Here is a 12,659-nt window from a genome sequence, read left to right as displayed (position 1 = left end):
CCGAGACCAAGACGTCATGGTCTCGTGAGGATCGGGCGTGACGCCCGGTGCGCGCCGTCGGTCCGCTCCGGCCTCCCGCAGGGGGGGCGGGTCTCAGACCCGGGGCAGCGATTCCAGGGCGAGGCCGCCCTCGATGGCGAGGATGCGGTGCAGCCGGGTGGCGACGAGGAGGCGCTGCATCTGGGGCGGCACCCCGCGCAGGACCAGGCGCCGGCCGCAGCGGCCGGCCCGCCGGTGGGCGCCCATGATGACGCCGAGACCGGTGGCGTCCCAGGAGTCGAGCCCTGTCAGGTCGAGCACCAGGTCGCCGACTCCGTCGTCGACGGCCGAGTGCAGGACCGTACGGGCGTCCGCCGCGCTGCGGACGTCGAGGCGGCCCCCGACGACCAGCTCGACGTGGTCGCCCCTGATGTGCATATGCGCTCCCCGAGAGTGCTCCGTCTTCGCAACAACTGACTGCCGCATTGGCAGAAGCGTTGCGCCTTGTCAGCGATCCGGTACCGAAATTCACCCCACGGAGTGAGGCGGGACGGGCGGGCCGGGACCGGTGGCCGTTCCGCGGGCCCGTGTGCCCGTGCGGGCGGGGCCCCGACAGCCCCGGTCCGCTCAGTACGTGTAGTAGCCCTGCCCGCTCTTGCGGCCGATGTCACCCGCGTCCACCATCCGGCGCATCAGCTCCGGCGGCGCGAACTTCTCGTCCTGGGACTCGGTGTAGATGTTGTTGGCCGCGTTCACCAGGATGTCGATGCCGGTCAGGTCGGCGGTGGCGAGCGGGCCCATGGCGTGGCCGAAGCCGAGCTTGCAGGCGATGTCGATGTCCTCGGCGGTGGCGACGCCCGACTCCTGGAGCTTGGCGGCCTCGACGACGAGGGCGGCGATGAGCCGGGTGGTGACGAAGCCGGCGACGTCGCGGTTGACGACGATGCAGGTCTTGCCGACGGACTCGGCGAACGCGCGGGCGGCGGCGAGGGTGGCGTCGCTGGTCTTGTAGCCGCGCACCAGCTCGCAGAGCTGCATCATCGGGACCGGGGAGAAGAAGTGGGTGCCGACGACGGCCTCGGGGCGCCCGGTCACCGCGGCGATCTTGGTGATCGGGATCGCGGAGGTGTTGGAGGCGAGGACGGCGCCGTCCTTGGCGACCTTGTCGAGCGAGCGGAAGATCTCGTGCTTGACGTCGAGGTCCTCGAAGACGGCCTCGACGATCACGTCGGCGTCCGCGACGGCTTCGAGCTCGGTGGTGGCGGTGATCCGGCCGAGCGCGGCCTCCGCGTCGGCGGCGTCCAGCTTGCCCTTGGCGACGAAGCGGTCGTACGACGCCTTGATGCCGTCGGTGCCGCGGGTCAGGGCGGCGTCGGTGACGTCGCGCAGGACGACGTCCCAGCCCGCCTGCGCCGAGACCTGTGCGATGCCGGATCCCATGAGTCCGGCCCCGATGACGGCGAGCTTCCTGGCCACGATGTTCCACCCCTCCACGCCTGTTCACTTCTGGCTCTCCGGCGGAGATTAGCGGTCCGGGGGCGCCATGTGACCGCTAAGTAATGCGCGTCACGCCCTCTTTGACGGACGTCACACTCGCGACAGGCGACGGGCGGCGGGCGGCGGGCGGCGGGCGGCGGGCGGCGATCAAAATTCCGCGGAGGGAGGGGAGCACGCCCCGCCGAACCGGCGACGCGCACGCGAAGCCGTCCGGCCACCCGGCTCGGGGCGACACGTGCGGTCGCGCACGCGCTTCGGGCCTGTCTCCGCCAAGGGCCGAGAACCGGCCGCTTCTCGGCCCCGGCCCGCAGGACGTCTTGCCGACCGGTCGCGCGAGGGCCCGCCCACCGTTGCGCACGGTGGACGGGCCCTCCGTCCCTCAGGCCGGACCGGGGGCCGTCCTCGGAGAAGTGCGGTCGGGGTGCGACGGTGTCGCCCGGACCGATCTTCAGGTGCGCCTGCATGAAACCCACGCTGTCCGGGTGCACCTCCTTCGGTACCGGCGGCATCCGCTTCCGCCACAGCTTCTCGTCACGGGCGACGGCATCCGGTGCGCGCATCGCCACCTCCGCCGCCGGGAACGGGCGGCTCCGGGACCGCTCTCCCCTGCACCGACCGAGGAAGTCACCGCCCGCACTCCCCTCGGCCCGATCGCGGCGGCGCACGCGATCCGCTCCGCCCGGGACGGAAAGACCGTCGGCCTCGACGCGACCGGCCGCTCTCGACCGTGACGGTCGGCACACGGACGTTCCGGAGCGCGGGCGCCTGGCTACGCTGGCGTCATGGTCAATCTGACGCGCATCTACACCCGTACCGGCGACAAGGGCACCACGGCGCTCGGCGACATGAGCCGGACCGCCAAGACGGATCTGCGGATCTCGGCCTACGCCGACGCCAACGAGGCGAACGCCGTGATCGGTACGGCGATCGCCCTCGGGAAGCTCGACGAGGAGGTCGTGAAGGTCCTGGTCCGCGTCCAGAACGACCTCTTCGACGTCGGCGCGGACCTCTCCACCCCCGTCGTGGAGGACCCGCAGTATCCGCCGCTGCGGGTGGAGCAGTCCTACGTCGACAAGCTGGAGGCCGACTGCGACCGCTTCCTGGAGGAGCTGGAGAAGCTGCGCTCCTTCATCCTGCCGGGCGGCACGCCCGGGGCGGCGCTGCTGCACCAGGCGTGCACGGTGGTCCGGCGGGCGGAGCGCTCCACCTGGGCGGCCCTGGAGGTGCACGGCGAGACGATGAACCCGCTGACCGCCACGTACCTCAACCGCCTATCGGACCTGCTCTTCATCCTCGCGCGCACGGCCAACAAGGAGGTCGGGGACGTCCTTTGGGTCCCGGGCGGGGACCGCTGAGGCCTTCTCGGGGTCCTTCCCGGGGTGGTCCTTCCCGGAGTCCTTCTCCGGGGCCTTCTTCGGCCAGATCGCGTAGCTGAGCGCGATCAGGCCGTGGATGCCGGCCGCTCGCCAGGCGACGAGGATCCAGCCGCGCAGGCTCTCGGTGTTCCCGTCGTCGCCGACGTACCGGGCCGCCAGGAGCAGCAGACCCGAGGCGACGGCGGCGGCGGCCACCGAGCCGAGCCAGACCGCGCCCTCGTGGCGGGCGCGGGCCATGCCGTACCGCGGGGGTTTCACGGGCGGCGGGGCGCCGCCGAGGCGGTGGGCGGCGTGGCCGTCGAGCCACTTCACCGTGCGGTGGCCGTGGCCGACGGTGTAGCCGATGTAGAGCGCGGCGAGGCCGTGCCGCCAGTCGGGGTCCGCGCCGTCCTTCAGGTCGATCGCGGTGACGACGAGGAGCAGGACCTCCAGGAGCGGTTCGCACAGGAGCAGGGCCAGGCCCGTCCGGGGCATCTTCAGCAGGTAGCGGACGGCGAGGCCGGCGGCCAGCAGGACCCAGAAGCCGACCTCGCAGACGACGATCAGCGTGACGATCACGAGGGTTCCCCTTTCGGTTCCCCCTCAGCGTCCCGTGGGACCGGGCGCGGTTCGTCGTCGCCGGTGACGAATCCCGTCTACATCGTTCGACGGAGGCGCGGATCGGCCCGGACGAGGAGGCCGGAGCGGGGACGGGCGTGTTGGATGAGTGCGTGACGCTCCCCCGCCCGCACCGCTTCGACCTGCTCATGGGCTCCCTGGGGCTCGCCTGCGGGCTGCTCCTGTGGTCCTTCGGCCTCTACACGACGGGCGACCGCCTCCTCGACCAGCGGTGGGCGCCGCTGGTCCCGCTCGCGGCGACGGCCGGGGCGGAGGTGGTGCGCCGGACGCTGCCGCAGACGGCGCTGACCGTCGCCACGGCAGCGATCGTCGCCGACCAGTTCACCCACGGGAACCTGGTCACGATCCTGATGTTCACGGACGTGGTCTACGCGGCCGTCGTGTACGGGAACCCCGCCTCCGCGCGCCGGATCCCGTACTCGACCGGGCTGGTCACGGTCGCCGTGACGGTCGGCTTCCTCGTCTGGTGGCAGAACGCGATCGCCCTGGTCGTCGGGGTGATCACGGGCATGATCTCCTTCATGCCCGCCCTGACGGGCGCCGCCGTGCGCAACCACCGGGAGGTGGCGGAGGCGGCCCGGCTGCGGGCCGAACAGACGGCGCTGCTCGCCGAGATGGACCGCACGCAGGCGGTGGTGGCGGAGCGGGCCCGGATGGCGCGGGAGCTGCACGACGTGGTCGCCAACCACCTGTCCGCCATCGCGATCCACTCGACGGCCGCGCTCTCGCTCGACGAGCCGGGCACGACCCGACGGGCCCTGACGGTCATCCGGGAGAACAGCGTGGCGGGCCTGTCGGAGATGCGCCGGCTCATCGGGCTGCTGCGGGAGGGCGGCGAGGACGCGGAGCCGGCGGCCGCGCCGACGCTCGCCGGCCTGGACGCGCTGCTCGCCCGGGCCGGGGCGAACGGCGGGCCGAACGGTCTGTCCTTCGTGCTCGACGACACCCGGGAGGAGGAGCGGGGGCTTCCCGCGCCGGTGGAGCTGGCGGCGTACCGGATCGTGCAGGAGTCGCTGACGAACGCGCTCAAGCACGCGGCGCCCGGCGAGGTCCGGGTGGTCCTCGCCCGGGAGCCGGACGCCCTCGCGGTCGAGGTGACCAGTCCGTACGGGGAGCGTCCGGGGCCGACCGCGCCCGGCTCGGGGGCGGGCCTGGTGGGGATGCGGGAGCGGACGGCCCTGCTCGGCGGGGTCTTCGAGGCGGGCCCGGCGACGGACGGCGGGGGACGCGGACTGTGGCGGGTGCGGGCGGAACTGCCCGTGGACGTGAACGACGAGGAGCGGGCGTGACGGTGCGGACGGCAGTCGACGGGGAAGCGGGCATGACGGTGCGGGTAGCGGGCGACGGAGGGCGGGCGTGACGGTGCGGGTGGTGGTCGCCGAGGACCAGAGCGCGGTACGGGCGGGCCTGGTGCTCATCCTGGGCAGCGCGCCGGACGTCGAGGTGGTCGGGGAGGCGGCCGACGGGGAGCGGGCGGTGGAGCTGGCGCGCGAACTGCGCCCCGATCTGGTCCTGATGGACGTGCAGATGCCCCGGATGGACGGGGTGACGGCGACCGGGATCGTGGTCGCGGAGGGCCTCGCGGACGTGCTCGTCCTGACCACCTTCGACCTGGACGCGTACGTCTTCGGGGCGCTGCGGGCGGGGGCGGCGGGCTTCCTCCTGAAGAACGCCGACGCCCGGGAGCTGATCGAGGCGGTGCGGACGGTGGCGCGCGGCGAGGGGCTGATCGCCCCGGCGGTGACGCGGCGGCTCATCGCGGAGTTCGCCGCGTCCGGGAAGCCCACCGCGGCGGAGCGGGGGACGGACCCCGCCGTCCTGGACGCCCTGACGCCCCGGGAGCGGGAGGTCCTCTCGGCGCTCGGCCGGGGCCTGTCGAACGCGGAGATCGCGGTACGGCTCGACATGGCGGAGGCGACCGTGAAGACGCACGTCAGCAAGGTGCTCGGGAAGCTGAAACTGCGCAGCCGGGTCCAAGCGGCGGTGCTCGCACAGGAGTTGGGCGTATAGGAGCACCTACCGACGTTGGTCTGGACCTCTTGACGATTGGTCCAGACCTTCCTACGCTCGCGGGGCGCGCGCATCTTCACGGACCACCCCCACCCCGTCCGCAACTTGAGGAGCACCGTTGAGCACTCAAGCACCGACGCGCAGAGCAGGGTTCAGACACCGGGCCGCTGCCGGTCTGACCGCCCTCGTGCTGCCGCTGGCCGCCATGGTCGGCCTCGCCACCCCCGCCGAAGCGGCCACCTCGGCCACGGCCACCTACACCAAGACCCAGGACTGGGGCACCGGTTTCGGCGCCAACTGGACGGTCAAGAACACCGGCACCACCACCCTGACCTCCTGGACCGTCGAGTGGGACTACCCCGCCGGCACCTCGGTCACCTCCGCGTGGGACGCCTCCGTCACCAGCTCCGGCACCCACTGGACCGCCAAGAACGTCGGCTGGAACGGCACCCTCGCCCCCGGCGCCTCGGTCTCCTTCGGCTACAACGGCGCGGGCCCCGGCGCGCCCAGCGGGTGCAAGATCAACGGCGCTCCGTGCGACGGCTCCACCCAGCCGGGCGACAACCCGCCCTCCGCCCCCGGCACCCCGGTCGCCTCGAACGTCACCGACACCTCGGTGAAGCTCACCTGGACCGCGGCCACCGACGACAAGGGCGTCAAGAACTACGACGTGCTGCGCAACGGCACGAAGGTCGCCACCACCACGGGCCTCACCCACACCGACACGGGTCTGACCGCCGGCACCGACTACAGCTACACGGTCGTCGCCCGCGACACCACCGACCAGACCGGCCCCGCCGGCGGCCCCGTCCAGGTCCGCACCACCGGCGGCCCGGACGTCCCGCCGCCGCCGAACGCGGTCAAGCTGGGCTACTTCACCAACTGGGGCGTCTACGGGCGCAACTACCACGTGAAGAACATCGTGACCTCGGGCTCCGCGTCCAAGATCACGCACATCAACTACGCCTTCGGCAACGTCCAGGGCGGCAAGTGCACCATCGGCGACTCCTACGCCGACTACGACAAGGCCTACACCGCCGACCAGTCGGTCGACGGCGTCGCCGACACCTGGGACCAGCCGCTGCGCGGCAACTTCAACCAGCTCCGCAAGCTGAAGAAGGCCTACCCGCACATCAAGGTCCTCTGGTCCTTCGGCGGCTGGACCTGGTCCGGCGGCTTCGGCCAGGCCGCGCAGAACCCGGCCGCCTTCGCCCAGTCCTGCTACGACCTGGTCGAGGACCCGCGCTGGGCCGACGTCTTCGACGGCATCGACCTGGACTGGGAGTACCCCAACGCCTGCGGTCTGACCTGTGACACCAGCGGCCCGGCGGCCTTCAAGAACCTGATGCAGGCCGTGCGCGCCAAGTTCGGCTCCACCAACCTGGTCACCGCGGCCGTCACGGCCGACGCCTCCTCCGGCGGCAAGATCGACGCCGCCGACTACGGCGGCGCCGCCCCGTACTACGACTGGCTCAACGTCATGACGTACGACTTCTTCGGCGCCTGGGACGCCAAGGGCCCGACCGCCCCGCACTCCCCGCTGACCTCGTACGCCGGCATCCCGCAGGCGGGCTTCAACTCCGCCGAGGCCATCGCCAAGTTCAAGGCGAAGGGCGTCCCGGCCAACAAGCTGCTGCTCGGCATCGGCTTCTACGGCCGCGGCTGGACCGGCGTCACCCAGTCCGCCCCCGGCGGCACGGCGACCGGCGCGGCCCCCGGCACGTACGAGGCGGGCATCGAGGACTACAAGGTCCTCAAGAACACCTGCCCCTCCACCGGCACGATCGCCGGCACCGCGTACGCCCACTGCGGCACCAACTGGTGGAGCTACGACACCCCGGCCACGGTCACGTCCAAGATGTCCTGGGCCAAGAGCCAGGGCCTGGGCGGCGCCTTCTTCTGGGAGTTCAGCGGTGACACCACCAACGGCGAGCTGGTCGGCGCGATCAACAGCGGCCTGAGCTAGCCCGTACGGGAACGAAGAAGCGGGGGACGGCGCAGCACGCCGTCCCCCGCTTCCGTCACTCTCGAAAGATCTAGGCCACGTTGACCCTCTGCCCGGGAGGCGCCGCCTCCAGCCAGGCCATGAAGCCCGTCCGGGCGTCCTCGCTCATCGCGAGCTCCAGGCGGACGCCCTCGTACATGCAGGGCTGGATCACCGCGTCCGAGAGCAGCGCGAGCTCCTCCTCGCCCGCCGGCATCCGGCGCTCCAGGGCCACGATGGAGGAGCGCTCCAGGACCCGGCGCGGGCGGGGCGCGTACGAGAAGACGCGGAACCAGGCGATCTCGTCACCGCTGTAGCGGGCGACGCCGTACACCCAGCCCTTGCCGGCCGGATCCGGCTCGTCGGGGACGTTCCAGCGCAGGGAGCAGTCGAACGTCCCCCCGGCCTTCTGGATCAGTCTCCGGCGCAAGCCGAAGACGAAGAGCCCGATCACCACCAGTGCGACGACCAGGCCGCACACGAGCAGAGCGAGGAACATCTTCACCGACCTCCTCGCTGCGTCCCGTAGCCGGACCAGCCGGCCGAACCGAATACAACCTGCACCTGCATCGCCTCAGCCGCGGCACGGTCCGGAAAATTCCGGACCGTGCCGCGGCTGAGGGCACTACTCCGCGCGGACCGTCAGCGGCCCGCTACCGCGCGCAGCCGGACGTCGGCGCGCCGCTCGGCGGCGGCGTCGGAGTCCGACTTCGCACGCTCGAGCGCGCGCTCGGCGCGCTGGGCGTCGATCTCGTCCGCCAGCTCGCAGACCTCCGCGAGCAGGGACAGCTTGTCGTCGGCGAACGAGATGAATCCGCCGTGGACGGCGGCGACGACGGTCTCGCCCTCGCTCGTACGGATGGTCACCGGGCCCGACTCCAGCACACCGAGCAGCGGCTGGTGGCCGGGCATGACGCCGATGTCGCCGGAGGTGGTACGCGCGATGACCAGGGTGGCCTCGCCGGACCAGACACTCCGGTCCGCGGCGACCAGCTCGACGTGCAGCTCAGCGGCCAAGGGTGGCTCCTCGGGTCACCACCCGGCGGTCGTGCCGGGTGTTGGGGTCGATTCTAGGGGGCGTGGAGAGGGGGGCGGGACGGATCCCGCCCCCCTCGAGGCGAGCACGGGGCTCAGGAGACGCCGAGCTCCTTGGCGTTCTTCTTGAGGTCCTCGAGACCACCGCACATGAAGAAGGCCTGCTCCGGGAAGTGGTCGAACTCACCGTCGCAGATCGCGTTGAACGCGGCGATCGACTCGTCGAGCGGAACGTCCGAACCGTCCACACCGGTGAACTGCTTGGCGGCGTGGGTGTTCTGCGACAGGAAGCGCTCGACGCGGCGCGCGCGGTGGACGACGAGCTTGTCCTCCTCGCTGAGCTCGTCGATGCCGAGGATCGCGATGATGTCCTGGAGGTCCTTGTACTTCTGCAGGATCCCCTTGACGCGCGTGGCGGCGTCGTAGTGCTCCTGCGCGATGTAGCGCGGGTCCAGGATCCGGGACGTGGAGTCCAGCGGGTCCACGGCCGGGTAGATGCCCTTCTCGGAGATCGGACGGGAGAGCACCGTCGTCGCGTCGAGGTGGGCGAAGGTGGTCGCCGGCGCCGGGTCGGTGAGGTCGTCGGCGGGGACGTAGATCGCCTGCATCGAGGTGATCGAGTGACCACGGGTCGAGGTGATGCGCTCCTGGAGGAGACCCATCTCGTCGGCCAGGTTCGGCTGGTAGCCCACCGCGGAGGGCATGCGGCCGAGCAGGGTCGACACCTCGGAACCGGCCTGCGTGAAGCGGAAGATGTTGTCGATGAAGAACAGCACGTCCTGCTTCTGCACATCGCGGAAGTACTCCGCCATGGTCAGACCGGCGAGGGCGACACGGAGACGGGTGCCCGGGGGCTCGTCCATCTGGCCGAAGACCAGGGCGGTCTTGTCCAGAACGCCGGACTCCTCCATCTCCGCGATGAGGTCGTTGCCCTCACGCGTGCGCTCGCCGACACCGGCGAAGACGGAAACGCCCTCGTGCAGCTTGGCCACACGCATGATCATTTCCTGGATCAGAACGGTCTTGCCGACACCGGCGCCACCGAACAGACCGATCTTTCCACCCTTGACGTACGGGGTGAGGAGGTCGACGACCTTCAGGCCGGTCTCGAACATCTCGGTCTTCGACTCGAGGTCCGCGAACGCCGGGGCCTTGCGGTGGATGGACCAGCGCTCGCCGACCTCCGACTCCGCCTCGGGCTCGTTCAGGATCTGGCCCAGCGTGTTGAACACGCGACCCTTGGTGACGTCGCCGACGGGCACCGTGATGCCGTCGCCGGTGTCGACCACGGGGGCCTGGCGGACCAGACCGTCGGTGGGCTGCATCGAGATGGTGCGGACGATGCCCTCACCGAGGTGCTGCGCGACCTCGAGGGTCAGCGTCTTGAGCTTGCCCTCCTCGGCCGGGTCGGCGACCTCGACGTGCAGGGCGTTGTAGATCTCCGGCATCGCGTCGACGGGGAACTCCACGTCGACGACCGGGCCGATGACCCGGGCGACGCGGCCCGTGGCGGCGGCCGTCTCAACAGTGGTCGTCATTACTTGTCACTCCCCGCGGTCGCGTCGGCCAGGGCTGCGGTGCCACCGACGATCTCGCTGATTTCCTGGGTGATTTCGGCCTGGCGGGCCGCGTTGGCAAGTCGGGAGAGGTTGTTGATCAAGTCTCCCGCGTTGTCGGTGGCCGACTTCATCGCGCGGCGCGTGGCGGCGTGCTTGGAGGCAGCCGACTGGAGCAGCGCGTTGTAGATCCGGCTCTCGACGTAGCGCGGCAGAAGGGCGTCGAGGACGTCCTCCGCCGACGGCTCGAAGTCGTACAGCGGACGGAGGGTGTCCGGCTCGCCGGCCTCCTTCGCCACCTCGTCGAGGCTGAGGGGCAGCAGCCGGGCCTCGATGGCCGTCTGGGTCATCATCGAGACGAACTCGGTGTAGATGATGTGGAGCTCGTCCACACCGCCCTCGGCCGTGTCCTTCTCGATCGCCTCGATCAGCGGTGCCGCGATCTTCTTGGCGTCCGCGTACGTGGGCTCGTCCGTGAAGCCGGTCCACGTGTCGCTCAGCTTCCGCTCACGGAAGTTGAAGTGCGCGACACCGCGGCGACCGACGACGTAGACGTCGACCGTGCGGCCCTTGCCCTCCAGCTCCCTGATGAGCTTCTCCGCCGCCTTGATGGCGTTGGAGTTGAAGGCGCCGGCCAGACCGCGGTCGCTCGAGAGGAGCAGGACCGCGGCACGGCTCGGGCTCTCCGCCTCGGTGGTCAGCGGGTGCTTGTCGTTCGCACCCGTGGCCACCGCCGTGACCGCGCGGGTGAGCTCGGTCGCGTACGGAGTCGACGCCTGCACCTTGCGCTGCGCCTTGACGACACGCGAGGCGGCGATCATCTCCATCGCCTTGGTGATCTTCTTCGTCGCGGTGACGGATTTGATGCGACGCTTGTAGACCCGGAGCTGCGCTCCCATGAGTCAGGTCCCTTCCGTCGTCACTTCGAGACGTTGACGGCGGCAGGGGCGTCCGCGCCGAGCAGCTTGCCGTCGGACGTCTCGAACTGCTGCTTGAACTCCGCGATGGCGTCGGCGACGGCCGTGAGGGTGTCGTCCGACATCTTCTTGCCCTCGCGGATGGAGGTCATGAGACCGGAGTGGTTCTGGCGCAGGTACGCCAGGAGCTCGGCCTCGAAGCGGCGGATGTCGGCGACCGGGACGTCGTCCATCTTGCCGGTGGTGCCGGCCCAGACCGAGACGACCTGGTTCTCCGTGGGCATCGGCTGGTACTGAGCCTGCTTGAGCAGCTCGACCATCCGCTGACCGCGCTCCAGCTGCGCCTTCGAGGCCGCGTCCAGGTCGGAACCGAAGGCCGCGAAGGCCTCCAGCTCACGGAACTGGGCGAGGTCCACGCGGAGGCGGCCGGCGATCTGCTTCATCGCCGGGTGCTGGGCGGAGCCACCGACTCGGGAGACCGAGATGCCGACGTTCAGGGCCGGGCGCTGGCCGGCGTTGAACAGGTCGGACTCCAGGAAGCACTGGCCGTCGGTGATGGAGATGACGTTGGTCGGGATGAACGCCGAGACGTCGTTGGCCTTCGTCTCGACGATCGGCAGACCGGTCATCGAGCCGGCACCCAGCTCGTCCGAGAGCTTCGCGCAGCGCTCCAGGAGACGCGAGTGCAGGTAGAAGACGTCACCCGGGTAGGCCTCACGGCCCGGCGGGCGGCGCAGCAGCAGCGACACGGCGCGGTAGGCGTCGGCCTGCTTCGACAGGTCGTCGAAGACGATCAGGACGTGCTTGCCCTGGTACATCCAGTGCTGACCGATGGCGGAGCCGGTGTACGGCGCCAGGTACTTGAAGCCGGCCGGGTCGGACGCCGGGGCGGCGACGATCGTCGTGTACTCGAGCGCACCGGCCTCTTCCAGGGCGCCGCGAACGGACGCGATGGTCGAGCCCTTCTGGCCGACGGCGACGTAGATGCAGCGGACCTGCTTGTTCACGTCGCCCGAGCGCCAGTTGTCACGCTGGTTGATGATCGTGTCGACGCACAGCGCGGTCTTGCCGGTCTGACGGTCGCCGATGATCAGCTGACGCTGACCGCGGCCGACCGGCGTCATGGCGTCGACGGCCTTGTAGCCGGTCTCCATCGGCTCGTGCACCGACTTACGGGCCATAACGCCCGGGGCCTGCAGCTCGAGGGCGCGGCGGCCCTCGGTCGCGATCTCGCCGAGACCGTCGATCGGGTTGCCGAGCGGGTCGACAACGCGGCCGAGGTATCCCTCGCCGACACCGACGGAGAGGACCTCGCCGGTGCGCTGCACCGACTGCCCCTCCTCGATGCCGCTGAACTCGCCGAGGACGATCGCACCGATCTCGCGCTCTTCGAGGTTCAGCGCGAGACCGAGGGTGCCGTCCTCGAACTTCAGCAGCTCGTTCGCCATGGCCGAGGGAAGACCCTCGACCTTCGCGATGCCGTCGCCGGCCAGGCTGACCGTGCCGACCTCCTCGCGCGAGGCCGCGTCCGGCTGGTACGACTGGACAAAGGTCTCCAGTGCGTCCCGGATCTCCTCCGGCCGGATCGTGAGCTCCGCCATCTGGGTTCCCTGCTCTCCTTGTTGGGCCCGAAGTTTCTTAAGGGGTCTGGGGGCCGACCCCCAGGAATCTTCTGCAATCTCTGCAC

Annotated in this window: 12 protein-coding genes; 4 read left to right on the top strand and 8 right to left on the bottom strand. The window is 70.7% G+C overall.

Annotated elements, in window-relative coordinates; genetic code table 11:
* Positions 1-93: 93 nt before the first annotated feature.
* Together ACIP5O_RS07045 and ACIP5O_RS07040 are read right to left on the bottom strand one after the other, a co-directional pair.
* Positions 94-417, bottom strand: a complete 324-nt coding sequence (locus ACIP5O_RS07045) for an STAS domain-containing protein (protein ID WP_030210572.1) — start codon at positions 415-417, stop codon at positions 94-96.
* Between the two features lie 189 nt (positions 418-606).
* On the bottom strand, positions 607-1,455 hold the full coding sequence (locus tag ACIP5O_RS07040; RefSeq protein WP_356542760.1) for a 3-hydroxyacyl-CoA dehydrogenase family protein: 849 nt from the start codon (positions 1,453-1,455) through the stop codon (positions 607-609).
* Between the two features lie 803 nt (positions 1,456-2,258).
* Here ACIP5O_RS07040 and ACIP5O_RS07035 point away from each other — a divergent pair.
* Positions 2,259-2,831: a cob(I)yrinic acid a,c-diamide adenosyltransferase gene (locus tag ACIP5O_RS07035; RefSeq protein ID WP_381416994.1), complete on the top strand. Its 573-nt coding sequence runs from the start codon at positions 2,259-2,261 to the stop codon at positions 2,829-2,831.
* Here the strand turns inward: ACIP5O_RS07035 and ACIP5O_RS07030 are convergent.
* Positions 2,748-3,410 carry a hypothetical protein gene (locus tag ACIP5O_RS07030; protein WP_401289537.1) on the bottom strand — a complete coding sequence of 221 codons (663 nt, stop codon included), beginning with the start codon at positions 3,408-3,410 and terminating at the stop codon, positions 2,748-2,750. The two genes, ACIP5O_RS07035 and ACIP5O_RS07030, sit on opposite strands and share 84 nt — an antisense overlap.
* Before the next feature lie 152 nt (positions 3,411-3,562).
* On the opposite strand from ACIP5O_RS07030, the gene ACIP5O_RS07025 reads away from it, so the two are divergent.
* From ACIP5O_RS07025 to ACIP5O_RS07015, 3 genes are all read left to right on the top strand, one after another.
* Positions 3,563-4,759, top strand: coding sequence for a sensor histidine kinase (locus ACIP5O_RS07025; RefSeq protein WP_401289535.1), 1,197 nt, complete (start codon positions 3,563-3,565; stop codon positions 4,757-4,759).
* Positions 4,760-4,826: 67 nt separating this feature from the next.
* Entirely contained in the window at positions 4,827-5,480 is a 654-nt protein-coding gene (locus ACIP5O_RS07020) for a response regulator (RefSeq protein ID WP_401289532.1), read from the top strand.
* Positions 5,481-5,598: 118 nt separating this feature from the next.
* Positions 5,599-7,446, top strand: a complete 1,848-nt coding sequence (locus tag ACIP5O_RS07015) for a glycosyl hydrolase family 18 protein (protein WP_401289529.1) — start codon at positions 5,599-5,601, stop codon at positions 7,444-7,446.
* Positions 7,447-7,516: 70 nt separating this feature from the next.
* Here the strand turns inward: ACIP5O_RS07015 and ACIP5O_RS07010 are convergent, their stop codons facing one another.
* The 5 genes from ACIP5O_RS07010 to atpA all read right to left on the bottom strand — a co-directional run bounded on the left by ACIP5O_RS07010 (position 7,517) and on the right by atpA (position 12,573).
* The gene (locus ACIP5O_RS07010; protein WP_365541405.1) at positions 7,517-7,963 is read right to left on the bottom strand and encodes a DUF2550 domain-containing protein; all 447 of its coding nucleotides are present in this window, start codon (positions 7,961-7,963) and stop codon (positions 7,517-7,519) included.
* Between the two features lie 143 nt (positions 7,964-8,106).
* Positions 8,107-8,481 carry a F0F1 ATP synthase subunit epsilon gene (locus ACIP5O_RS07005; protein WP_356542744.1) on the bottom strand — a complete coding sequence of 125 codons (375 nt, stop codon included), beginning with the start codon at positions 8,479-8,481 and terminating at the stop codon, positions 8,107-8,109.
* A 113-nt stretch (positions 8,482-8,594) separates the two neighbouring features.
* On the bottom strand, positions 8,595-10,037 hold the full coding sequence (gene atpD, locus ACIP5O_RS07000; protein ID WP_125661750.1) for a F0F1 ATP synthase subunit beta: 1,443 nt from the start codon (positions 10,035-10,037) through the stop codon (positions 8,595-8,597).
* On the bottom strand, positions 10,037-10,954 hold the full coding sequence (locus ACIP5O_RS06995; RefSeq protein WP_401289524.1) for a F0F1 ATP synthase subunit gamma: 918 nt from the start codon (positions 10,952-10,954) through the stop codon (positions 10,037-10,039). The genes atpD and ACIP5O_RS06995 overlap by 1 nt, the downstream gene beginning before the upstream one ends.
* 20 nt (positions 10,955-10,974) lie before the next feature.
* On the bottom strand, positions 10,975-12,573 hold the full coding sequence (atpA, locus tag ACIP5O_RS06990) for a F0F1 ATP synthase subunit alpha (protein WP_125661757.1): 1,599 nt from the start codon (positions 12,571-12,573) through the stop codon (positions 10,975-10,977).
* Between the last annotated feature and the right edge of the window lie 86 nt (positions 12,574-12,659).

It is taken from the genome of Streptomyces sp. NPDC088915 (assembly GCF_044749825.1).
Lineage (GTDB): Bacteria > Actinomycetota > Actinomycetes > Streptomycetales > Streptomycetaceae > Streptomyces.
Note: the sequence above shows the minus strand (reverse complement) of the source record. Positions and strands in the feature narration are given on the sequence as shown.